The following is a 20,990-nucleotide window of genomic DNA, read 5'->3' as shown; positions in this document are numbered from 1 at the left end:
CTCAACCTGACACCGGAGATCCGCATGACCACCCTGATTCACGACCCGCTGGCGTCGCTGCTCGCGCGCCTGTTCGACGAAGCCGAGGCATCGTCGCCCGCGTCGAGCCCGGACTTCGCCGACCTGTCGCACGACGAGCACGCGCGGCTGATGCGCAGCAAGACCGGTTACGCCGATTTCTATGCACGCCTGAAGGACTATCCGCTCGCGGTGTCGCGCGAGACGGGCACGCTGCTGTACATGCTCGCGCGCGGCTGCGGTGCGCGCTCGATCGTCGAATTCGGCACGTCGTTCGGCATCTCGACGCTGCACCTCGCGGCCGCGCTGCGCGACAACGGCGGCGGCCGGGTGATCACGAGCGAGTTCGAAGCGTCGAAGGTCGAACGCGCGCGCGCGAACCTGGCGGCGGCCGGGCTGGCCGATCTGGTGGAAATCCGCGTGGGCGATGCGCTGCGCACGCTGGCGGCCGATCTGCCGGAGACCGTCGATCTCGTGTTGCTCGACGGCGCGAAGGCGCTGTATCCGGAGATCCTCGCGCGGGTCGAGCCGCGGCTGCGGCCCGGCGCGTTCGTCGTCGCCGACAACGCGGAATACAGCCCCGACTACCTCGCCTACGTGCGTGCGCCGGAGAACGGCTACCTGTCGGTGCCGTTCGGCGGCGATGTCGAGCTGTCGATGCGCATCGGCTGAGCGGCGAGACGTTGCGAGCATGCGAGCCGCGCGCCGCGGGCGGCCCGAGCGGTGCCGCCGGTCGACCCGGCGGCACCTGCGTGACTTACAGGCGGTAGCCGCCGCTCGCGTCGATGACCTGGCCGGTCGTCCATTGCGACGCCGGGCTCGCGAGAAAGCCGATCACGCCCGCGATGTCTTCCGGCGTGCCGACGCGGCCGAGCGGGCTGGCCGACGTCATCGTCGCGCGGCCGTCGTCGGTGCGCAGCCAGCTCGCGTTCATGTCGGTATCGACCGGGCCGGGCGCGACCGCGTTGACGACGATGCCGCGCGGGCCGAGTTCGACCGCCCAGTGGCGCGTCAGCGTGTCGACGGCGGCCTTCGACGCGGCGTATGCGGAAATCGCGCTGAAGTTGCCGCCGGCTTCGAACACGCGGCTCGACAGTACGCTCGACAGGTTCACGATCCGGCCGCCGCGCGGCATGCGCTTCACGGCCTGCTGCGTCGTGAAGAACACGGCTTTCACGTTCAGCGAGAACTGGCGGTCGAACAGCGCGACCGACGTGTCGTCCAGCGTGCCGCCGTCGGCGACGCCGGCGTTGTTGACGAGCACGTCGAGCGTGGCCGGCAGGTTCTGTTCGGCGACCGCGCGATCGAGGGCATCGTACAGCGTGGCGACGCCGTCCGGCGCGTCGAGGTCGGCCTGGATCGCGAAGCCGCGGCCGCCGAGTTCGCGGATGCCGGCGAGCGTCTGTTCCGCCGCCGCGCGATCGGCGCGATAGTGGACCGCGACGACGAAGCCCTGTCGCGCGAGTTCGTACGACGTGGCACGGCCGATACCGCGCGAGCCGCCGGTGACGAGGGCGAGTTTCGATGCTTGCGTGCTCATGTTCAGTTCCTGCAAATCCTGCAAAAGGAACGGCGCCGCCGGCCGAAGCGGGCGGCGCCGGAAAAGGGAAACCGTCGTTGCGGGCCGCCGGCAACCGGTCGACGAGCGGCCCGCCGGATCAGCGGATCGCGACCGGGTTGATGTTGACCTGCGTGGAGCCGACGTACAGCGGCTGACCGAGCACGAACAGGAATTCCCACGCGTTGTCGCGCACCAGCGCGCGGCTGTCGATCAGCTCCAGGTTGTAGATGCCGCGCTTCGCGAGCATGTACTGGTTGATCGGGAATTCGTCCTTCGTGTGCGGATTCGGGTAGACCTCGGACGCCCACGTGTCGCCGCCGAACGCGACGATGCCCTGGTCGGCGAGCCACTTCGCGGCTGCCATGCCGATACCCGGCTCGACGTCGAGGAACTGTTTGTTGTCCTTGCCGATCAGCTCGAGCCAGCCGGTATTGAACAGCACGACGTCGCCTTTGCGCAGCGTCAGCCCTTCCTTCTTCAGCACGGCCTGGATGTTGGCGACCGTGAACTCGGTGCCGCCCGGCACGATCGGCTTGCCGTAGTAGGCGGTCATGTCGAGCACGACGCCGCGCGTGACGATCGGCGGCACCTTCTCGACGCCGAGCTTCTTCACGCCGTCGACGGTCACGAAATCGGCCGCCTTGTTGCCGTTGTAGTACACGTTGTCGATGCCGATGTGGCCGATGCCGTTCAGCTGCGTGCCGACGCCGGTCCACGCGTTGACGAGTTCGTCGTTGAACGTGAACTTGTTCGGACCGAGGCTCTTGCCGGCCTGCTGGCCGACCTGCACGTTGTACAGCCGGAAGCTGCGGTGGCGGAATGCCGGCAGGTCCTTGTCCACCGGCACGGCCAGCGGATAGGTCTTGCCGGCCTTCACGAGGCCGACCGCCTGCCTGACGACGTCGGGCGTCAGCAGGTTGGCCGCGCCGATTTCGTCGTTCGCGCCGTACACGGACGGATACCAGTCGGCCGCGGGCGCGGCCGGCGCGGCGTGCGCCGCCTGGGCCGCCGTGAACGGCAGGATCGCGGCGAGCGCGAGCCGGGCGAGCGTTGCTTTCATGCAGGATTCCTTCGGATCATTTACGCCGCGGCTTGCGCGAGCGTCGGATAGTCGGTCAGGCCCTGTGCGCCGCCGCCGAACAGCGTATTGCGGTCGTGCGGCGTGAGCGCGGCGCCGGTGCGCAGGCGCTCGGGCAGGTCGGGGTTCGCGACGAACGGGCGGCCGAAGGCGACGAGGTCGGCCCAGCCGGCGGCGATCGCTTCGCGGGCGCGCTCGGCCGTGTACGCGCCGGCGTAGATCAGCACGCCCGGGTACGCGGCACGCAGCTGCTGCTTGAATTCGACCGGCATCAGCGGCGCGTCGTCCCAGTCGGCTTCCGCGATGTGCAGGTAGCCCACGCCGAGTTCGCCGAGCAGCTTCGCGGCGGCGAGGTAGGTCGTTTCCGGATCGTCGTCGACGCAGCCGTTCAGCGTGGTCAGCGGCGCGAGGCGGATGCCGACGCGCGATGCGTCGCCGGTGCCTTCGATCAGCGCCTGCGTGACTTCGTGCAGGAAGCGCAGGCGGTTTTCGAGCGAGCCGCCGTACGCGTCGGTGCGCGTGTTCGCGTTCGAGTCGATGAACTGGTTCACGAGATAGCCGTTCGCGCCATGCAGCTCGACGCCGTCGAAGCCTGCCTCGATCGCGTTGCGCGCGGCGGCGCGGTATTGATCGACGATCTCGCGGATTTCGTCGACGGACAGCGCGCGCGGCTCGGAGGCCTGCACGAAGCCCGGCGTGCTGCCGTCTTCACCGGCGATGAACACGTTCACGCCCTTCGCCTGGAGCGGCGACGACGACACGGGTTGCCGGCCGCCGAGCAGGCTCGTGTGGCTCAGCCGGCCGACGTGCCACAGCTGCGCGAAGATGCGGCCGTGCGCGGCGTGGACGGCGTCCGTCACCTTGCGCCAGCCGGCGACCTGCGACGGCGTGTGGATGCCGGGCGTCCATGCGTAGCCCTTGCCGAGCGGCGCGATGTAGGTGCCTTCGCTGACGATCAGGCCCGCACTCGCGCGCTGCGCGTAATACGCGGCCATCAGTTCGTTGGCTTCGTCGCCGGGCTGGCTCGCGCGCGAGCGCGTCATCGGCGGCATCACGATGCGGTTCGGCAGCGTCAGCGCGCCGAATTGCAGCGGTTGGAACAGCGGGTCCTGGGTCATGATGGATTCCTGTCGGTGCCGCGGCCGGCTGGCCGCGGACGGGTCGATTGACGGTGTGGCGCGCTTAGTCCCACGTCGGCGCGAGGCCGGCCGGGTCGACTTCGCGGCCGTTGCGCTCGAGCGCGGCGATCTGCGCCATGTCTTCGTCGGTGAGGCGCAGCGTCTGCGCGAGCAGGTTGCTCGCGAGGTTTTCGCGCTTGGTCGACGACGGGATCACCGAGTAGCCGAGCTGCAGTGCCCAGGCCAGCGCGACTTGCGCCGGCGTCGCGTCGTGACGCTGCGCGATCGCGCCGATCACCGGGTCGCCGAGCACCTTGCCGTACGCGAGCGTCATGTACGACGTCACGTGGATGCCTTCGGCGTTCAGGAACTCGACCAGCTTGCGGTTCTGCAGGTACGGGCTCAATTCGATCTGGTTCGTCGCGATCGCATCCTTGCCGACCACCGCGATCGCTTGCTTCGTCAGTTCGATGTTGAAGTTCGAGATGCCGATCTGGCGCGTGAGGCCCTTCGCCTTGGCTTCGGCGAGCGCAGTCATGAATGCCTCGAGCGACACGCCGTTGTCCGGGGCCGGCCAGTGGATCAGCGTCAGGTCGACATAGTCGGTGCGCAGCTTGCGCAGGCTCTCCTCGAGGCTCGCCACCAGCTTTTCCGGTGCGTAGTTGTCGACCCAGATCTTCGTCGTGAGGAACAGGTCTTCGCGGCGCACGCCCGACGCGGCGATCGCTTCGCCGACTTCGGCTTCGTTGCCGTAGATCTGCGCGGTGTCGATCGCGCGATAGCCGACTTCGAGGCCGTTACGGACCGAGTCGATCACAACCTGGCCTTGCAGGCGGAACGTACCGAGGCCGAATGCGGGAATGTTGCTCATCTTGTGCTCCTGGGATAGGTGGACCGATTGCGGTATGGAAGTCATTCTGGCGTTTGATACTGATGAGATAAACGCCTTTAGAGGTCAAAAATATTTGATTTCAAGTCAAATATCGGTCGTGGGTCGAGCCGGCTGCCGGCGTGCCTTCGTCAGGCCGTGGCCGTGCGCGCGTTCGTGTCGGCAGCGTCGTTCGCATTCGCATGGAATGCCGGCAGCACGTCGGACGCGATCTCGGCCATCGTCTCGTCGAGCGGACGGCGGTTGCGGCGGAAATGCAGGCCGATGTGCTGCACGCCCGCGTCGCGCATCGCCGCGAGTTCCTCCGTCAGCGCGATGCGCCCGGCGCGCGCGCCGAAGCGGTGCCGCTGCAGCGGCTCGTGCGGATCGTCCGCGAGGTCGAGGTGGATGAAGCTCACGTACGGCTTGTCGCCGGCCACCGCGCGCCAGTTCGCGACCCGTTTCAGGTGATCGTCCGGCGTGCCCGGATACGCGAGACAGCCGTCCATGTGTTCGCCGATCCAGGCGGGCGTCTGCTGCGCGAGACCCGCGACGAGCAGCGGCACCGGCGAGCGCGCGGCCGGCAGCACGTCGAGGCCCGGCGGCAGGTGAGCGCGCGCGCCGTCGCGCAGCAGCGCGATCTGCTCGCGGAAATTCGCGCCGCGCGATGCGAAGTCGCGGCCGAACAGCGGATATTCGACCGGCCGGTCGCCGCTCGCGACGCCGAGCAGCAGGCGTGAGCGGCTCAGTTCCTGGATCGTCGCGGCCGATTTCAGCGTCAGCAGCGGTTCGCGCAGCGGCAGCACGACGGCCGCCGTGCCGAGCAGGATGTCGCGCGTGATGCCGGCGAGGTAGCCGAGATACGAGAAGGTCTCGAACACCTGCGCGGCGTCGCCGAACGACGGGTCGTACACCGGCACGTCGCGCACCCAGAGCGCGCGGAAGCCGAGCGTGTCGGCCAGTTGCGCGAGTTCCGCGTGAATTTCCAGGTCGGGCACGCCGGGGCGGCGGCCGTCATGCTGGCGCTTCGCGTCGCCGGCCGGCGACCAGTCGTTGTCGAGCGGCAGTTCGATGCCGATGCTGAAGCCGCCGGCGGTGAGCTTGTCGAGTGAGGTGGACATGGTCGGGCGTCTCCGTTCAGACCGCGCGCAGGCTGCCTTCGAGCCGGTAGAAATCGAGCGACGCCGCGGTGAAGAACGAGCGCGACGTGCCGGCGGCGAAATCGTCGATGTGCACCACGGTGGCGCGGTCGGCTTCCTGCCACGAGATCGCATAGGTCTCGCCGGCGACGTGCTGCCACGTGCAGGCGACTTCGCCCTTCGCGCCGGCGTACGCGCCTTCGGTGATTTCGTAGCGCATGCGGAGGCCGTCTTCGTCATAGGCGTTGAGCGCGGTGAGGCCCTCGTAACGGACTTCGAACGTCTTGCCGGCGAACGGCGGGCGTTGGGTCGATGCGTTCATGCTGAGTAGCTCCTGCAAAAAGTTGACGTTCAATGGGCGAGTTCGACGGGTTCGGCCGTGCGTTCGGGCAGGCCCTGGCCGCGGTCGAGACGGCCGCTCAGCGCGGTCAGCGCGAATGCGCCGAGCGTGACGGCGGCCGCGATCCACGGCGTATGGCCGAGGCCGACGTTCGCGACGATCAGGCCGCCGAGCGACGAGCCGCCCGCGACGCCGAGGTTGAACGCGGCGATGTTGAAGCCCGATGCGACGTCGGTGGCGTCCGGCGCGAAGTGGCGCGCCTGCTTGACGACGTACACCTGCAGGCCCGGCACGTTGCCGAACGCGACCGCGCCCCACGCGAGCATCGTCAGCACCGCGAGCCACTTCACGTGCACCGTGAAGGTCAGCGCGAGCAGCACGATCGCGAGCAGCAGGAAGATCCGCTTGAGCGCCTTGACCGGGCCGACGCTGTCGGCGAGCTTGCCGCCCCACACGTTGCCGACCGCGACCGACGCGCCGTAGCCGACGAGCACCAGGCTGACCTGCGACGGCGTGAAGCCGGCGATCTGTTCGAGCAGCGGTGCCATGTAGGTGAACGCGATCAGCGAGCCGCCGTAGCCGACCGCCGTCATCGCATAGACGAGCAGCAGGCGCGGCTGGGCGAGCACGCGGAACTGGCGGGCGAGCGGCGCGGGCGGCGTTTGCGGAAGACCGCGCGGCACGAACGCCACCGCGCCGAGGAACGCGATCAGGCCGAACAGCGCGACGATCAGGAACGTCGCGCGCCAGCCGAAATGCTGGCCGATGAAGGTGCCGAGCGGAATGCCGGCGACGAACGCGACGGTCATCCCGCTGAACATCGTCGCGATCGCGCTGGCGGCCTTGTCCTTTGGCACGAGCGTGGTCGCGATGATCGAGCCGACCGAGAAGAACACGCCGTGCGCGAGGCCGGTGAGCACGCGCGCGACGATCAGCGATTCGTAGCCCGGCGCCTGCCAGGCGACGAGGTTGCCGACGGTGAACAGCGCCATCAGCGCGGCGAGCAGCGTCTTGCGCGGCACGCGGCCGGTGAGCGCGGTGAGGAGCGGCGCGCCGATCGCGACGCTCAGCGCGTAGAGGCTGACGAGCAGGCCAGCCGACGGCAGGCTGACGCCGAGATCGGCGCCGATCGTCGGGATCAGCCCGACGATCACGAATTCGGTCGTGCCGATGGCAAAGGCGCTGATGGTCAGCGCAAGCAGGGCGAGTGGCATGGCGGGATCCTGGTTCCAGTGAGGATGGATCGCAGTGTGCCGCCTTTACTTTTGCGGAAAAACTGGTCTATAAACCAAATTGTTTTGATTTCAGATCAACAATGAAGATCACCCTCGACGAACTCCAGGCCTTTGCCGCCGTGGTCGACACCGGTTCGATCACCGCCGCCGCCCAGCAGCTCGACCTCACCGTGTCGGCCACGAGCCGCACGCTCGCGCGCCTCGAGGAGAAGCTGAAGACCACGCTGCTGCGCCGGACCACGCGCCGGCTCGAACTGACCGAAGAGGGGCGCGCGTTCCTGCAGGACGCGCGCGCGATCATCGAATCGGTCGAGAACGCCGAGGAGCAGATGCTCGCGCGGCGCGAGATGCCGTCGGGGCGGCTGCGCGTCGATGCCGCGACGCCGTTCATGCTGCACGTGATCGTGCCGCTCGTGCGCGGCTACCGCGAACGCTTCCCGAAGGTCGACCTGGAGCTGAACAGCAACGAAGGGATCATCGACCTGCTCGAGCGGCGCACCGACGTCGCGATCCGGATCGGCCGGCTCAAGGATTCGACCCTGCACAGCCGGCGGATCGGCAACAGCCGGCTGCGCATCCTCGCGAGCCCCGCCTATATCGAAGCGCACGGCCAGCCGCGCAAGGTCGAGGATCTCGGCAAGCACACGCTGCTCGGCTTCACGCAGCCCGAATCGCTGAACGTGTGGCCGATCCTCGGCGCGGACGGCGAGCCGAACCGCATCGAGCCCGGTATCTGGTCGTCGAGCGGCGAGACGCTGCGGCAGCTCGCGCTGGAGGGCGCCGGCATCGTGTGCCTGTCGGATTTCATGACCGCGCAGGATCGCGAGGCCGGGCGGCTCGTGCAGGTGCTCGCGCGGCAGACGCTCGACGTCGAGCAGCCGATCAACGCGGTGTATTACCGGAATACCGCGATTTCGTCGCGGATCGCGTCGTTCGTCGATTACATGATCGAGGTGCTGGGCGGCGGGAGCGGCGGCAGCGATGCGCCGGCGCGGCGCAAGGCGGCGTGGATGGGGACGGTATAGCCGGGGCCGCTGCAGCGTGGAGGCCGGGTGCCGTTCCGGCGCGGGACGGCTCAGGGGATTTCCTCTGGCCGAAGGTTACGGCCGGGAGGCGGGCGGTGTGCGGCGGGCGCCCTGATGTGACCCGGCATGCCAACGGCGCTCGCGTCGCCGGCATGCCATCGTGTGCTGCGCTTCTTAAGCTTCCTACGCTTCCTCGGACCACGACATGTTGTCGCGCGCCAGCAGCGCCGACGATGCCGCCGGCCCGAACGTGCCTGCGGTGTACAGGCGCGGACGGTCGCCGAGCTGCTTCCAGCCGTTGAGGATCGGCTCGACCCAGGACCAGGCGGCCTCGAGTTCGTCGCGGCGCATGAAGTGCGTGAGGCGCCCGCGGATCACGTCGATCAGCAGCCGTTCGTACGCTTCCGCGCGCCGTTCCGGAATCGCCTGCTGCAGGTCGAGGTTCAGGCTCACGGGCACCATCTTCATCCCGCTGCCCGGCTCCTTCGCGAGCATCTGCAGCTGGATCGACTCTTCCGGCTGCAGTTGGATCACGAGGCGGTTGCTGTAGTGGCGCGGGCCGGTCGGGATGATCGAGAACGGCATGTCGGCGAACTCGATCACGATTTCCGACTGGCGGCGCTGCAGCCGCTTGCCGGTGCGCAGGAAGAACGGCACGTTCGCCCAGCGCCAGTTGTTGATGTGCGCACGCAGCGCGACGAAGGTTTCCGCGTGGCTGTCCGCCGGCACGTTCTCCTCGTCGAGATAGCCCTTGACCGGCTGGCCGTCGACCGCGCCGGCCGTGTACTGGCCGCGCACGGTATCGCGCGCGACGTCCGACAGCGCCATCGGCCGCAGCGAGCGCAGCACCTTCAGCTTCTCGTCGCGCACCGCGTCCGGGTCGAGCGACACCGGCGGCTCCATCGCGACGATGCACAGCAGCTGCAGCAGGTGGTTCTGCACCATGTCGCGCAGCGCGCCGGTGTGATCGTAGAAGCCCGCGCGGCTGCCGACGCCGACCGTCTCCGCCACCGTGATCTGCACGCTGCGGATGCTCGGCGCCTGCCACAGCGGCCCGAAGATCGGGTTGCCGAAGCGCAGCACCATCAGGTTCTGCACGGTTTCCTTGCCGAGGTAATGGTCGATCCGGTAGATCTGCGATTCCGCGAAATGCTTGCCGACCGCATCGTTGATCGCCTTCGCCGACGCGAGATCGTGGCCGAGCGGCTTTTCGAGGACGACGCGCGAGCGCGCATCCACGAGGTGCGCGGCCGACAGGTTGTCGCAGATCGTCGTGAACAGCTCGGGCGACGTCGACAGGTAGAACACGCGGATCGCGTCGCTGCGCGCCGCTTCGGCGAGGCGCGCGTAGTCTTCCGGCGCGCTCACGTCGATCAGCACGTACTGGAACAGGTCGAGGAAACGGCTCCACGCGTCGGCGTCGAAGGCCTTGTCGTCGATGAACGGGCGCGATTGCTCGTCCATGAACTTGCGGTAGCCGTCGATGCCCCAGTCGCGGCGGCCGACCGCGATGATGCGCGTCTCCGGCGGCAGGTTGCAGTGCAGGTGCGCCATGTACAGCGCGGGCAACAGCTTGCGGGCGGCCAGGTCGCCGCCGCCGCCGAAGATGATCATGTCGACGGGTTGGTCGGCTTCGGTCTGGTTGGGCTTATTCGTCATGAGTGGTTCGCGGTCTGAAGCGGTGTGAGCGTGGAACGAACGGCGAGCGCCGGGCGCCGGTGGGTTGGCGCGCCAGTACGTGAAAACGCTAATAGTGCACGCTTTTGATCGATTGCGGATCGGTTCCCGCGTATGTAACAGGGCTTGCACGGCGACGTTGACGTGATTATGATTGAGCGCTCACTCATTAAAGGAGTCGAACGTGGCCCGACCGCGCAGTCCCGACAAGCACGACGCCATCCTCGCCGCTGCCGCCCGCGCGCTCGCGGAGGACGGCGCGGGCGCGACCACCGCGCGCATCGCGCGGCTCGCCGGCGTGGCGGAAGGCACGGTGTTCACCTATTTCGAGACCAAGGATGCACTGCTGAACGCGCTGTACCTGAGCCTGAAGGCGGACATGCGCGACGCGATGATGACCGGGTTTCCGGAGCACGCGCCGGCCGAACAGGCGATGCGGCATGCGTGGAACGGCTATGTGTCGTGGGGCGTCGCGAACCCGGACGGGCGGCGCGCGCTGCAGCAGCTCGGCGTGAGCGGCCGTATCGACGACACGCATCGCGCGGCCGGTGCCGAAGGCTTCGGCGCGATCAGCGCGTTGCTGCGCGCGCAAGTCGCCGCGGCGGGCGGGCTGAAGACCGACGACGCGCACGCGTTCTGCGCGGCGCTGTTCACGTCGATCGCGGAAACGGCGATGGAGTCGATCGCGCGCGACCCGGCGTTGGCCGATGCGTATCGCGAGGCCGGGTTTCGCGCACTGTGGGCCGTGTTGCACGCGGTGTGAGTGGCGATCGGCGTGACGGAAAGCTGAAGACGGGTGATCGGCGGGGCCTTGAGGTTCGGGCGCTGCCGCACCGATGGAAGGCGGTTTCAGGCAGGGCGAGGCGCGGCGAAAACGACCGTTTCATCGCCCATATTAATGAGTGAGTAATCATTCATTTTTCAGTTTCAACTTTGTCGAGGAGTGGAAAAATGTCGAAAGTCTGGCTGGTAACAGGGGCCGCACGCGGCCTGGGGCGCTCGATCGCGGAAGCGGTGCTGGCGGCGGGCGATCGTCTGGTGGCCGGCGCGCGCGATCCCGCGCGGCTCGCGGATCTGGAAGCACGGTACGGCGACCGGCTGCTGCCGATGGAACTCGACGTGACCGACGCGGCGGCGGCGGAGCATGCGGTGGCGGCGGCCCGCGACGCGTTCGGCCGCATCGACGTGCTGGTGAACAACGCGGGCTACGGTCATACGGCACCGTTCGAGCAGATGGGCGCCGACGACTTCCGCGACCAGATCGAAACGAACCTGTTCGGCGTGGTCAACCTGACGCGCGCGGTGCTGCCGACGATGCGCGCGCAGCGCGCGGGCCACATCTTCCAGGTGTCGTCGGTCGGCGGGCGCACGGCGACGGTTGGCCTGTCCGCGTATCAGGCCGCGAAGTGGGCGGTCGGCGGGTTCAGCGACGTGCTGTCGAAGGAAGTCGCGCCGTTCGGCGTGCGCGTGTGCACGCTGGAGCCGGGCGGGATGCGCACCGAATGGGCGTCGGAGGCGAAGCGAGCGGTCGACGGCCTGCTGCCCGACTATCAGCCGTCGGTCGGGAAGATGCTCGAATTGCTCGGCGCGTATGGCGGTCACGAGGTCGGCGATCCCGCGCGGATCGCGGCGCTGATCGTCGAACTGTCGCGTCGCGACGACGTGCCGATGCGCTTGCTGCTCGGCGGCGATGCGCTGTTCGTGTGCGAGCAGGCGGAAGCGCAGCGCGCAGAGGAGGCGGCGCGGTGGCGCGATACGACGCTGTCGACGATGTTTCCCGATGCGAAGCTGCCGGATGGGCTGCAGGCGTTGAAGCAGGTCGGGTAAGCGCGGGAGCCGGGGCAGCGCGGGTTTGCGCGAGCGTCGCGCCGCGTCGTCGATCAGCGATCACCGATCAGCGATCACCGATCACCGATCACCGATTGCCGACGCCGACGCCGATTGCACGCGGCGACCCGAGGAAGCCCGGGCGCATGCACGCCCCGGTCTTCGACGGCGATCGCCGTTGCCGGCGGCCCTCAGCGCCCCAGCGCGTAGAACTCCGCGTTCGGCCGCATGTTCGTCACGTTCGCGATGCGGTTCGACATCCCGAAGAACGCCGAAATCGCCGCGATGTCCCACGCGTCCTCTTCGGTGAAGCCATGCGACTTCAGCGTGTCGAAGTCCGCTTCGCCCACCTGGTGCGCGGTCTGCGAAACCTTCATCGCGAAGTCGAGCATCGCCTTCTGTCGAGCGGTGATGTCGGCCTTGCGGTAGTTGGTCGCGACCTGGTCGGCGATCAGCGGATCCTTCGCGCGGATGCGCAGGATCGCGCCGTGCGCGATCACGCAGTACTGGCACTGGTTCACGCTGCTGGTGGCCACGACGATCATTTCGCGTTCGGCCTTGGTGAGGTTGCCCGGCTTGTCCATCAGCGCGTCGTGATACGCGATGAACGCGCGAAACTCGTCCGGGCGATGCGCGAGCGTGAGGAAGACGTTCGGGATGAAGCCCGACTTTTCCTGGACGGCCGCGATGCGTTCGCGAATGTCGTCCGGCAGGTCTTCGAGCGCGGGCACCGGAAAGCGGCTGACGGGCGCGTGGTCTGCAGCGGTCATGAGGTCTCCTGGATAAAGCGGCACGGACGAACGCGATGCGCGCGCCGCCGGCCGGATATGAAACGATGCGTCGCCGTCGCCGTCGCCGTCGCCGTCGTCATGCGTTGACGTCCACGACGATGCGGCCGCGCACCTTGCCGCCGATCAGGTTCTCGGCGAGCGGGATGACATTTGCGAGGCCGACCTGATGGCTGATGGTGCCCAGTTTCTCGACGTCGAGATCGGACGCGAGCCTGCGCCATGCCTCCAGACGCTCGGCGCGCGGGCACATCACGCTGTCGATACCGACGAGCGTCACGCCGCGCAGGATGAACGGCGCGACGGTCGCGGGGAAGTCCATGCCGGCGGCCAGGCCGCAGGCCGTCACCACGCCGCGATAGCGCGTGGTCGCGCACACGTTGGCGAGCACATGGCTGCCGGCGACGTCGACCGCGCCGGCCCAGCGTTCCGTGCCGAGCGGCTTGCCGGGCGCGCCGAACTGCGAACGGTCGAGGATCTCAACCGCACCGAGCTGGCGCAGATAGTCGGCATCGGCCGGGCGGCCGGTCACGGCGACGACGCGATACCCGAGCCGCGCGAGGAGGGCGGTGGCGACGCTGCCGACGCCGCCGGCCGCGCCGGTCACCACGATCTCGCCATCGTCCGGGCGCACGCCATGCCGTTCCAGCGCCATCACGCACAGCATCGCGGTGTAGCCGGCCGTGCCGATGGCCATCGCCTGTTGCGGCGAAAACGCGGACGGCAGCGGCACCAGCCAGTCGCCGTCGACGCGTGCCTTCTGCGCGAGGCCGCCCCAATGCGTTTCGCCGACGCCCCAGCCATTCAGCACGACGCGGTCGCCTGCCCGGTAGTCCGGGTGCGTGCTGTGTTCGACCTCGCCGACGAGGTCGATGCCCGGCACCATCGGGAATTTGCGGACCACCGGGCTCTTGCCGGTGATCGCGAGCCCGTCCTTGTAGTTCAACGTCGAATAGCCGACCCGGATCGTCACGTTGCCCGCAGGCAGCTGCGCGTCGTCCAGCGTCTGCAGCCGCGCGTGCTGGCCGGTCTCGTCCTTGTCGATCACGATGCCCTGGAACATCCATCCTCCTTTCTAGACCGATCGTCTAGGTAATGGCAAAAAAAACTCAGCGGCGAGGCAATCCATTGAAGAAAAACTGTGCGAACAGCGCGAGCGGCACGTCGCTGCGTTCGAGTTTCGCGCGCAGCACGGCGCCTTCCCAGCCGATCCAGAAGAACGCGGCCAGCTCGGCGGGATCGGCTGAGGCCGCCAGTTCGCCGGCTTGCTGTGCTGCGACCAGGCAGTCGGCCAGACGGCGCTGCCAATCCTCGAACGTCTCACGCAGGCGTGCGCGGAAACGCTCGGGCAGCGCGCCCATTTCCTGGCCGAGGTTGCCGATCAGGCAGCCTCGGCTGTATTCGTAGCGGGCCATGCCGTCGCGCGCATCGTCGACGAACGCGCGCACGCGCGCCAGCGGCGTTGCTTCAGTCTCGCTGAAATGACGGTCCAGCTTGCGCGCGAAGAACTCGGCGTAGCGATCGATCAGCTCGAGGCCGAACGCCTCCTTGCTGTCGAAGTAGTGATAGAACGAGCCCTTCGGCACGCCGGCGCGCCCGAGGATCTCGTCGAGCCCGGTGGCGGAAAAGCCCTTTTCGGTGAGCACCTCCAGCCCGGTGCGCAACAGCATGTCACGTGTCGCGACGAGGTCTTCGTGCTGCTTCGGTGGCCTGCCGCGCCGGCGCGGCGGATCGGTTCGAACGTCCATGGGTGAATAATAGACCGTTCGTCTCAAAAATCAATAGCGGGCGTGTCGATCGCGCCGGGCGAACGCGTGCCGGCGACCTTTGTCCGCGTTAACCCTGATTAATAAAGCTTATCGCGGTGAAAAATTCCGCATCTTATTGAACCGATATCGGCTCGCTATAGTGGCTCGCTTTCCCGCACGCACCGTTTGCGTGCGGCTGACACGCTGACGATCAGCAGGAGCCGCTTGATGACCACCGACGCCCGATTCACCGAAATCGAGGATCTGCAGCCCGCCGCCGGCGGGCTGCGCGAGATCCGCCATCACATTCACCGCCACCCGGAACTCGCGTACGAGGAGCACGAAACGGCGGCGCTCGTCGCGGACAAGCTCGAGCAGTGGGGCTGGCAGGTGACGCGCGGGGTCGGCAAGACGGGTGTGGTCGGCACGCTGCGCGCGGGCGACGGCACGCGCAGCATCGGCATCCGCGCGGACATGGACGCGCTGCCGATCCTCGAGGCGACCGGCCTGCCGTATGCGAGCGGCACGCACGGCAAGATGCACGCGTGCGGCCACGACGGCCACACCACGATGCTGCTCGGTGCCGCGCAACACCTCGCGAAGACGCGCAATTTCTCCGGCACCGTGCACCTGTATTTCCAGCCGGCGGAAGAGCACGGCGTCGACAGCGGCGCGAAGAAGATGATCGACGACGGCCTGTTCGAGCGCTTTCCGTGCGATGCGGTGTTCGGCATGCACAACCATCCGGGCGCGGCGCCCGGCGTGTTCCTCACGCGGCGCGGCCCGTTCATGTCGGCCGGCGACAAGGCGATCATCTCGATCGAGGGCGTCGGCGGCCACGCGGCGCGGCCGCACCTGACGGTCGATCCGGTGGTCGTCGCGGCCAGCATCGTGATGGCGCTGCAGACGATCGTCGCGCGCAACGTCGACCCGTCGCAGCCGGCGGTCGTCACGGTCGGCTCGATGCACGCGGGCACCGCGAACAACGTGATCCCGAACGGCGCGCGTCTCGAACTCAGCGTGCGTTCGTTCAGCCCCGACGTGCGCGCGCTGCTCAAGCGCCGCATCGTCGAGCTCGCCGAGTCGCAGGCCGCGAGCTATGGCGCGACCGCGCACGTCGAGTACATCGAAGGCTATCCGGTCGTCGTCAATACGGATGCCGAAACGGATTTCGCCGCGCAGGTCGCGCGCGAACTGGTCGGCGACGCGCATGTGGTCGAGCAGGCCGACCTGCTGATGGGCAGCGAGGATTTCGCGTTCATGCTGCAGCAGCGGCCCGGCTCGTTCGTGCGGCTCGGCAACGGCGAAGGCGAGGACGGCTGCATGGTGCACAACCCGAAGTACGACTTCAACGATCGCAACCTGCCGATCGGCGCGGCGTTCTGGACGCGCCTCGTGGAGCGTTACCTCGGGCAGTAACCCCGGCGGCGGCACGCGACGAGCGGCCGGCGCTTCCGGCCGCATTGAGAGGAGAGACGAACGATGCAGAAAGACCATCTCGCGCTGCACCCCGCGTCGACGGGCGCCGCCGCAACCGATGCGCATGGCGCGCCGGCCGTCACGAAGCGCGGCGCGATCGCGGCGGCCGTGATCGGCAACTGGCTGGAGTTCTTCGATTTCACCGTGTACGGCTTTTTCGCGGTGCTGATCGGCAAGCTGTTCTTCCCGTCGAGCGATCCGACCACGTCGCTCTTGCTGTCGGTCGCGACGTTCGCCGCCGGTTTCTTCACGCGGCCGCTCGGCAGCGTCGTGCTCGGCGTCTATGCGGACCGCAAGGGCCGCAAGGCCGCGCTGAACCTGACGATCATGCTGATGGCGCTCGGCACCGGCCTGATCGCGATCGCGCCGACCTACGCGCAGGTCGGCGTGGCCGCGCCGCTGCTGGTCGTCGGCGCGCGGCTGATGCAGGGCTTCTCGCAGGGCGGCGAGTTCGGCGCGGCGACGTCCACGCTGATCGAGCAGGGCGGCACGTCGCACCGCGCGTTCCGCGCGAGCTGGCAGCTCGCGACGCAGGGCGGTGCGGCGCTGATGGGTTCGGGCTTCGCGGCGCTGCTGTCGAACACGCTGACGAAGGACGCGCTCGAGGGCTGGGGCTGGCGCCTGCCGTTCCTCGTGGGCGTGCTGATCGCGCCGGTGGGCATGTACTTGCGCCGCCGGCTCGCGGACGATGCGCCCGGCGACAACCATCACGGGATCGAACGCGGCGTGCTGCGCGAACTGTTCTCGCAGCACACGCGCACGGTGCTGCTGCTGATGCTGACGGTGATGGGCGGCACGGTGTCGACCTACATCCTGACCTTCTACATGCCGACCTATGCGATCCATACGCTCGGGCTGCCGATGAAGCTGTCGATGTTCGTCGGCGTCGCGTCGGGCTGCGTGATGCTGGTGACGTGTCCGCTGTTCGGCTGGCTGTCGGACCGCCTCGGCAGCCGCCGCATGCCGATCTTCATCGGGCGCGGCGTGCTGGTGCTGCTGCTGTTTCCGGCGTTCTGGCTGATGAACCATCATCCGACGCTGTCGGTGATCCTGCCGCTGACCGCGCTGATGCTGCTGTTCTATTCGCTCGGTTCGGCATCCGAAATGGCGCTGATGTGCGAATCGCTGCCGCGCCACGTACGCGCGACGGGCATCTCGATCGCGTATGCGCTCGCGGTGACGATCTTCGGCGGCACCGCGCAGCTGGTCGCGACCTGGCTGGTGAAGACGACCGGCAGCAAGCTCGCGCCGGCCGGCTACGTGGCCGCGTGCGTGGTGCTGTCGCTGATCGCGGTCGCGATGCTGCGCGAGACGGCGCGCGAGTCGATGGACTGATGCGGGATGCCGCTGTCCGAAGCGACGCTGTGCAATTTCGTTCTCGTCAAATTGACGGGACTGTGCCGCATCCCTAAATTGGGCGATGCGGAGAGGGCTCCGCGTTCCGTGAGAAGGACGTTGCAAACAGAGTCTGAGGGTTGAGCGGGCGGCTTATGCCGCCCGTCTTTATATCCGCGCTATCCGCGTTTATATGCGCGAATGACCGTATTGCCGATCCGGCGGGCGAAGTCACCGCTCACCCGCGCCGCGCGACCAGTTCCGACACCGTCTGCGCGGCCTGCTGCAGCGGCCCGAGAAACTCCTTCACCATCTGCTTCGCGGTGTGCCGCTGCGCGTTGCCGCTGATGTTCATCGCGGCGATCACCTGCCCGCGCCGGTTGCGGATCGGCGCGGAGATCGACATCAAGCCCACCTCGAGTTCCTGGTCGACCACGGCCCAGCCTTGCTGGCGCACCTGTGCGATCGTCGCCTTCAGTTCGCCGATGTCGGTGATCGTGCGCGGCGTATGCGCGCGGATGGCGCTCTGCGCGAGCGTTTCGTCGAGCGCCGCGTCGTCGAGCGCCGACAGCAGCACGCGGCCCATCGACGTGCAGTACGCGGGCAGGCGGCTGCCGATCGACAGGTTGATCGTCATGATCTTGCGGGTCGGCACGCGCAGCACGTAGACGATCTCGGTGCGGTCGAGCACGGCGGCCGAGCAGCTTTCGTGGATCTGCGCGGACAACTGCTCCATCACCGGATCGGCGAGATTCCAGAACGGCATCGACGTGAGATACGCGAAGCCGAGCTCGAGGATCTTCGGCGTGAGCCGGAACAGCCGGCCGTCGGCCTCGACGTAGCCGAGCGTCTGCAGCGTCAGCAGGATCCGGCGCGCGCCGGCGCGCGTGAGCCCGGTGGCCGAGGCGACCTCGGTGAGCGTCTGCTCCGGGCGCTGGGCGTCGAATGCGCGGATCACCGCGAGGCCGCGCGCGAACGACTGCACATAGGAGTCGCCCGGTTTCGTCTGGATGTCTTCGGTTGTCATGAACGGTCGGATTGTCGTGCAGCCGAGAAGATAGCGCATGGGGCCCGACACGCCAACCGCACCGCGGACCGGGCGCTTGACAGGTCGTCCCCGCACTCCCTATGATGCGTTGAACGTTCGATACACGATCTTATGTTCGTATATAGAACATTTAAGCGCATCCCGGCGGGCAAAGCAAGGGGCGCGTTTCACTCACTTCCCAGCTTGCATGAGACCGGAGACACTGATGACCGAAGCTTTTCTGTGTGATGCGATTCGTACCCCGATCGGCCGCTACGGCGGCGCGCTGTCCGGCGTGCGCGCCGACGACCTCGGCGCGGTGCCGCTCAAGGCGCTCGTCGAGCGCAACCGCGACGTCGACTGGACGGCGATCGACGACGTGATCTACGGCTGCGCGAACCAGGCCGGCGAGGACAACCGCAACGTCGCGCGCATGTCCGCGCTGCTCGCGGGTTTGCCGGAGGGCGTGCCGGGTTCGACGATCAACCGCCTGTGCGGTTCCGGGATGGACGCGGTCGGCGTGGCCGCGCGCGCGATCAAGTCGGGCGAGGCCGCGCTGATGGTGGCCGGCGGCGTCGAAAGCATGACGCGCGCGCCGTTCGTGATGGGCAAGGCCGCCAGCGCGTTCGCGCGCCAAGCCGACATCTACGACACGACGATCGGCTGGCGCTTCGTCAATCCGCTGATGAAACAGCTGCATGGCGTCGATTCGATGCCGGAGACGGCCGAAAACGTCGCGGTCGACTACAACGTCAGCCGCGCCGATCAGGACCTGTTCGCGCTGCGCAGCCAGCAGAAGGCCGCGCGTGCGCAGCAGGACGGCACGCTTGCCGAGGAAATCGTGCCGGTCACGATTCCGCAGAAGAAGGGCGATCCGGTTGTCTTTGCGCGTGACGAGCATCCGCGCGAAACGTCGCTCGAGACCCTCGCGAAGCTGAAGGGCGTCGTGCGCCCGGACGGCTCGGTGACGGCCGGCAACGCGTCGGGCGTCAACGACGGCGCCGCCGCGCTGCTGCTCGCGAACGCGGAAGCCGCGAAGCGCTTCGGCCTGACGCCGCGTGCGCGCGTGCTCGGCATCGCGACGGCCGGCGTCGCGCCGCGCGTGATGGGCATCGGCCCGGCGCCGGCCACGCAGAAGCTGCTCGCGCGGCTCGGGATGACGATCGACCAGTTCGACGTGATCGAGCTGAACGAGGCATTCGCGTCGCAGGGTCTCGCGGTGCTGCGCATGCTCGGCGTCGCCGACGACGATCCGCGCGTGAACCCGAACGGCGGCGCGATCGCGCTCGGCCATCCGCTCGGCGCGTCGGGTGCGCGTCTCGTGACGGCCGCGATGTACCAGCTGCAGCGCACCAACGGCCGCTTCGCACTGTGCACGATGTGCATCGGCGTCGGCCAGGGTATCGCGATCGCGATCGAACGCGTCTGATCGCGCGATGCGTCGAAGCGCGCGGAATGCGCGCCGCTTGGCCGTACCTTTCCGGACGATGTGGCCGGCACGAGAAGATCGTCGTGTCGGCCACATCGTCGTTCAGCCTCGTGATAGCCGCGCGATGCGTGCCGCGAGCGCGTCGATCTCGGTGTCCGCGAACACCTCGATGCCATGCTGGCGCAGCAACGCCGCCGTCACACCGGCGCCGGCATGCCGCCGGCCCGCAAAACTCCCGTCGTAAATGAAGCTGCTTCCGCACGACGGACTTCCGTCCGCCAGGATCGCGAAGCGGCAGTCGTGCGCGCGTGCCAGCGCGAGCGCGGTGTGCGCGCCGTCGACGAACGGGGCCGTCACGTCGGTGCCGTGCACGTCGACGATGCGCGCGGCACCCGACAGCACGCGTTGCCCCGATTCGCCTGCCGCGATCTCGGCGGGCGGACGCGGCACGCTCAATCCTCCTGCCAGTTCCGGACATACAGTCACCAGACGCCCTTCGCGCTGCCACCGTGCGAGCGTTTCATGCGCGGCGGTCCTCGCCGAGCCGTTGTAGCGGACGGGGTGGCCGAGCACGCACATGCTGACGAGGATCTTCGGCGTGACCGGCTGCTGCGGCGTGTTCTGCAATGTCGTTCTCCGTGCGGGCGCTGTCGGGCGAGCGGAAATGCTGCGCGCAGGTGGCGTGCGCGCGCATCAGGCCGTCGGCGCTTCCAGATGGATGTCCTCTGGCTCGAGCGCGTACAACGCCGGGTCGGGCGATGCGCTGACGGTGAAGCCGAGGCGCAGGTAGAAGTCGATCGTGTGCTGCGACGGCGTCGCGGACACGTAGAGCCGTGCGGCGCCCATCGTCCGTGCCTGCGCGCGGGCCGCGTCATAGAGATGCTCGCCGAGCCCGCAACCGCGCCAGTCCCGGCTCACGTGCAGGAACTTCAGCTGCAGCATGTCGCGTCGCGGGCCGAGCGGATCGGCGTCCACGATGACCGCCGCGACCAGCCGCGCGCCGTCGAACATGCCGAGACACCAGCCGCCGCGATCGTGGCAGTCGAGCAGGATCGGCGTGTAATGCTCGGCTTCACCGTCGGGCCAGCCGTGCACGTCGTAGAAGTCGGGGACGAGCTGCAGTTCGCCGTCGCGCAGCGCGTACAGATGATGGATGATCTCGCGCCGGTCGATGGTCCAGACGAGCGGCAGTTCGTCGCGGGTGAGCAGGCGTGCCGAGAGTGAGTCGCGTTCGGTGGCGGTGCGGCGTGTCATGCGGTGGTCCGGTGTGCAGCGCGTTGCGTGTGGTTGGGTGTGTG

General features: G+C 68.2%; 21 protein-coding genes. 7 read left to right on the top strand and 14 right to left on the bottom strand.

Annotated features, from left to right (window positions below; genetic code table 11):
• Positions 1-24: 24 nt before the first annotated feature.
• Complete coding sequence (locus NQV17_RS13645) at positions 25-690, top strand: O-methyltransferase (RefSeq protein WP_124666375.1); 666 nt, start codon at positions 25-27, stop codon at positions 688-690.
• 85 nt (positions 691-775) lie between these two features.
• On the opposite strand, the gene NQV17_RS13640 is transcribed toward NQV17_RS13645, so the two are convergent.
• The 7 genes from NQV17_RS13640 to NQV17_RS13610 form a co-directional block, all read right to left on the bottom strand.
• On the bottom strand, positions 776-1,558 hold the full coding sequence (locus tag NQV17_RS13640) for an SDR family oxidoreductase (protein WP_044845847.1): 783 nt from the start codon (positions 1,556-1,558) through the stop codon (positions 776-778).
• A gap of 118 nt (positions 1,559-1,676) precedes the next feature.
• On the bottom strand, positions 1,677-2,639 hold the full coding sequence (locus NQV17_RS13635; RefSeq protein WP_257772691.1) for a cyclase family protein: 963 nt from the start codon (positions 2,637-2,639) through the stop codon (positions 1,677-1,679).
• Between the two features lie 20 nt (positions 2,640-2,659).
• The gene (locus NQV17_RS13630; protein WP_257772690.1) at positions 2,660-3,775 is read right to left on the bottom strand and encodes an alkene reductase; all 1,116 of its coding nucleotides are present in this window, start codon (positions 3,773-3,775) and stop codon (positions 2,660-2,662) included.
• 64 nt (positions 3,776-3,839) lie between these two features.
• Complete coding sequence (gene dkgB, locus NQV17_RS13625; RefSeq protein ID WP_044845844.1) at positions 3,840-4,646, bottom strand: 2,5-didehydrogluconate reductase DkgB; 807 nt, start codon at positions 4,644-4,646, stop codon at positions 3,840-3,842.
• Positions 4,647-4,795: 149 nt separating this feature from the next.
• Positions 4,796-5,764 (bottom strand): LLM class oxidoreductase, encoded by a 969-nt coding sequence (locus NQV17_RS13620; RefSeq protein ID WP_257772689.1) that lies wholly within the window; start codon positions 5,762-5,764, stop codon positions 4,796-4,798.
• 16 nt (positions 5,765-5,780) lie between these two features.
• A complete protein-coding gene (locus tag NQV17_RS13615; protein ID WP_044845842.1) occupies positions 5,781-6,104 on the bottom strand; it encodes a hypothetical protein in 324 nt (107 codons plus the stop codon).
• Positions 6,105-6,133: 29 nt separating this feature from the next.
• On the bottom strand, positions 6,134-7,336 hold the full coding sequence (locus NQV17_RS13610) for an MFS transporter (RefSeq protein ID WP_257772688.1): 1,203 nt from the start codon (positions 7,334-7,336) through the stop codon (positions 6,134-6,136).
• Between the two features lie 101 nt (positions 7,337-7,437).
• On the opposite strand from NQV17_RS13610, the gene NQV17_RS13605 reads away from it, so the two are divergent.
• Complete coding sequence (locus NQV17_RS13605) at positions 7,438-8,382, top strand: LysR family transcriptional regulator (RefSeq protein WP_257772687.1); 945 nt, start codon at positions 7,438-7,440, stop codon at positions 8,380-8,382.
• Positions 8,383-8,565: 183 nt separating this feature from the next.
• Here NQV17_RS13605 and zwf read toward each other — a convergent pair whose 3' ends face one another.
• A complete protein-coding gene (gene zwf / locus NQV17_RS13600; protein ID WP_124530123.1) occupies positions 8,566-10,041 on the bottom strand; it encodes a glucose-6-phosphate dehydrogenase in 1,476 nt (491 codons plus the stop codon).
• Positions 10,042-10,243: 202 nt separating this feature from the next.
• Here zwf and NQV17_RS13595 point away from each other — a divergent pair, with 202 nt between their 5' ends.
• Together NQV17_RS13595 and NQV17_RS13590 are read left to right on the top strand one after the other, a co-directional pair.
• Positions 10,244-10,822, top strand: a complete 579-nt coding sequence (locus NQV17_RS13595; protein ID WP_044845838.1) for a TetR/AcrR family transcriptional regulator — start codon at positions 10,244-10,246, stop codon at positions 10,820-10,822.
• Positions 10,823-11,010: 188 nt separating this feature from the next.
• Entirely contained in the window at positions 11,011-11,886 is an 876-nt protein-coding gene (locus NQV17_RS13590) for an SDR family NAD(P)-dependent oxidoreductase (RefSeq protein ID WP_124486141.1), read from the top strand.
• A 191-nt stretch (positions 11,887-12,077) separates the two neighbouring features.
• Here the strand turns inward: NQV17_RS13590 and NQV17_RS13585 are convergent, their stop codons facing one another.
• From NQV17_RS13585 to NQV17_RS13575, 3 genes are all read right to left on the bottom strand, one after another.
• Entirely contained in the window at positions 12,078-12,656 is a 579-nt protein-coding gene (locus NQV17_RS13585; RefSeq protein WP_044845836.1) for a peroxidase-related enzyme, read from the bottom strand.
• Between the two features lie 97 nt (positions 12,657-12,753).
• Positions 12,754-13,737 (bottom strand): MDR family oxidoreductase, encoded by a 984-nt coding sequence (locus NQV17_RS13580; protein WP_257772686.1) that lies wholly within the window; start codon positions 13,735-13,737, stop codon positions 12,754-12,756.
• Positions 13,738-13,783: 46 nt separating this feature from the next.
• The gene (locus tag NQV17_RS13575; protein ID WP_044845834.1) at positions 13,784-14,422 is read right to left on the bottom strand and encodes a TetR/AcrR family transcriptional regulator; all 639 of its coding nucleotides are present in this window, start codon (positions 14,420-14,422) and stop codon (positions 13,784-13,786) included.
• 228 nt (positions 14,423-14,650) lie between these two features.
• On the opposite strand from NQV17_RS13575, the gene NQV17_RS13570 reads away from it, so the two are divergent.
• Positions 14,651-15,841, top strand: a complete 1,191-nt coding sequence (locus NQV17_RS13570) for a M20 aminoacylase family protein (protein WP_257772685.1) — start codon at positions 14,651-14,653, stop codon at positions 15,839-15,841.
• A gap of 63 nt (positions 15,842-15,904) precedes the next feature.
• Positions 15,905-17,236, top strand: coding sequence for an MFS transporter (locus tag NQV17_RS13565; RefSeq protein WP_257772684.1), 1,332 nt, complete (start codon positions 15,905-15,907; stop codon positions 17,234-17,236).
• A gap of 238 nt (positions 17,237-17,474) precedes the next feature.
• Here NQV17_RS13565 and NQV17_RS13560 read toward each other — a convergent pair whose 3' ends face one another.
• A complete protein-coding gene (locus NQV17_RS13560) occupies positions 17,475-18,263 on the bottom strand; it encodes an IclR family transcriptional regulator (protein ID WP_257772683.1) in 789 nt (262 codons plus the stop codon).
• Positions 18,264-18,489: 226 nt separating this feature from the next.
• Between NQV17_RS13560 and pcaF the strand changes: the two genes are divergently transcribed.
• Complete coding sequence (gene pcaF, locus NQV17_RS13555; RefSeq protein WP_257772682.1) at positions 18,490-19,692, top strand: 3-oxoadipyl-CoA thiolase; 1,203 nt, start codon at positions 18,490-18,492, stop codon at positions 19,690-19,692.
• A gap of 102 nt (positions 19,693-19,794) precedes the next feature.
• Here the strand turns inward: pcaF and NQV17_RS13550 are convergent, their stop codons facing one another.
• Both NQV17_RS13550 and NQV17_RS13545 read right to left on the bottom strand, forming a co-directional pair.
• The gene (locus NQV17_RS13550) at positions 19,795-20,271 is read right to left on the bottom strand and encodes a DUF523 domain-containing protein (protein ID WP_257772838.1); all 477 of its coding nucleotides are present in this window, start codon (positions 20,269-20,271) and stop codon (positions 19,795-19,797) included.
• A gap of 114 nt (positions 20,272-20,385) precedes the next feature.
• Positions 20,386-20,946: a GNAT family N-acetyltransferase gene (locus NQV17_RS13545; RefSeq protein ID WP_257772681.1), complete on the bottom strand. Its 561-nt coding sequence runs from the start codon at positions 20,944-20,946 to the stop codon at positions 20,386-20,388.
• Between the last annotated feature and the right edge of the window lie 44 nt (positions 20,947-20,990).

The sequence above is a fragment of the Burkholderia sp. SCN-KJ genome, from assembly GCF_024656005.1.
Taxonomy (GTDB): Bacteria; Pseudomonadota; Gammaproteobacteria; order Burkholderiales; family Burkholderiaceae; genus Burkholderia.
The sequence above is the reverse complement of the archived record's forward strand: the minus strand, read 5'-3'. Positions and strand labels throughout refer to the sequence as shown.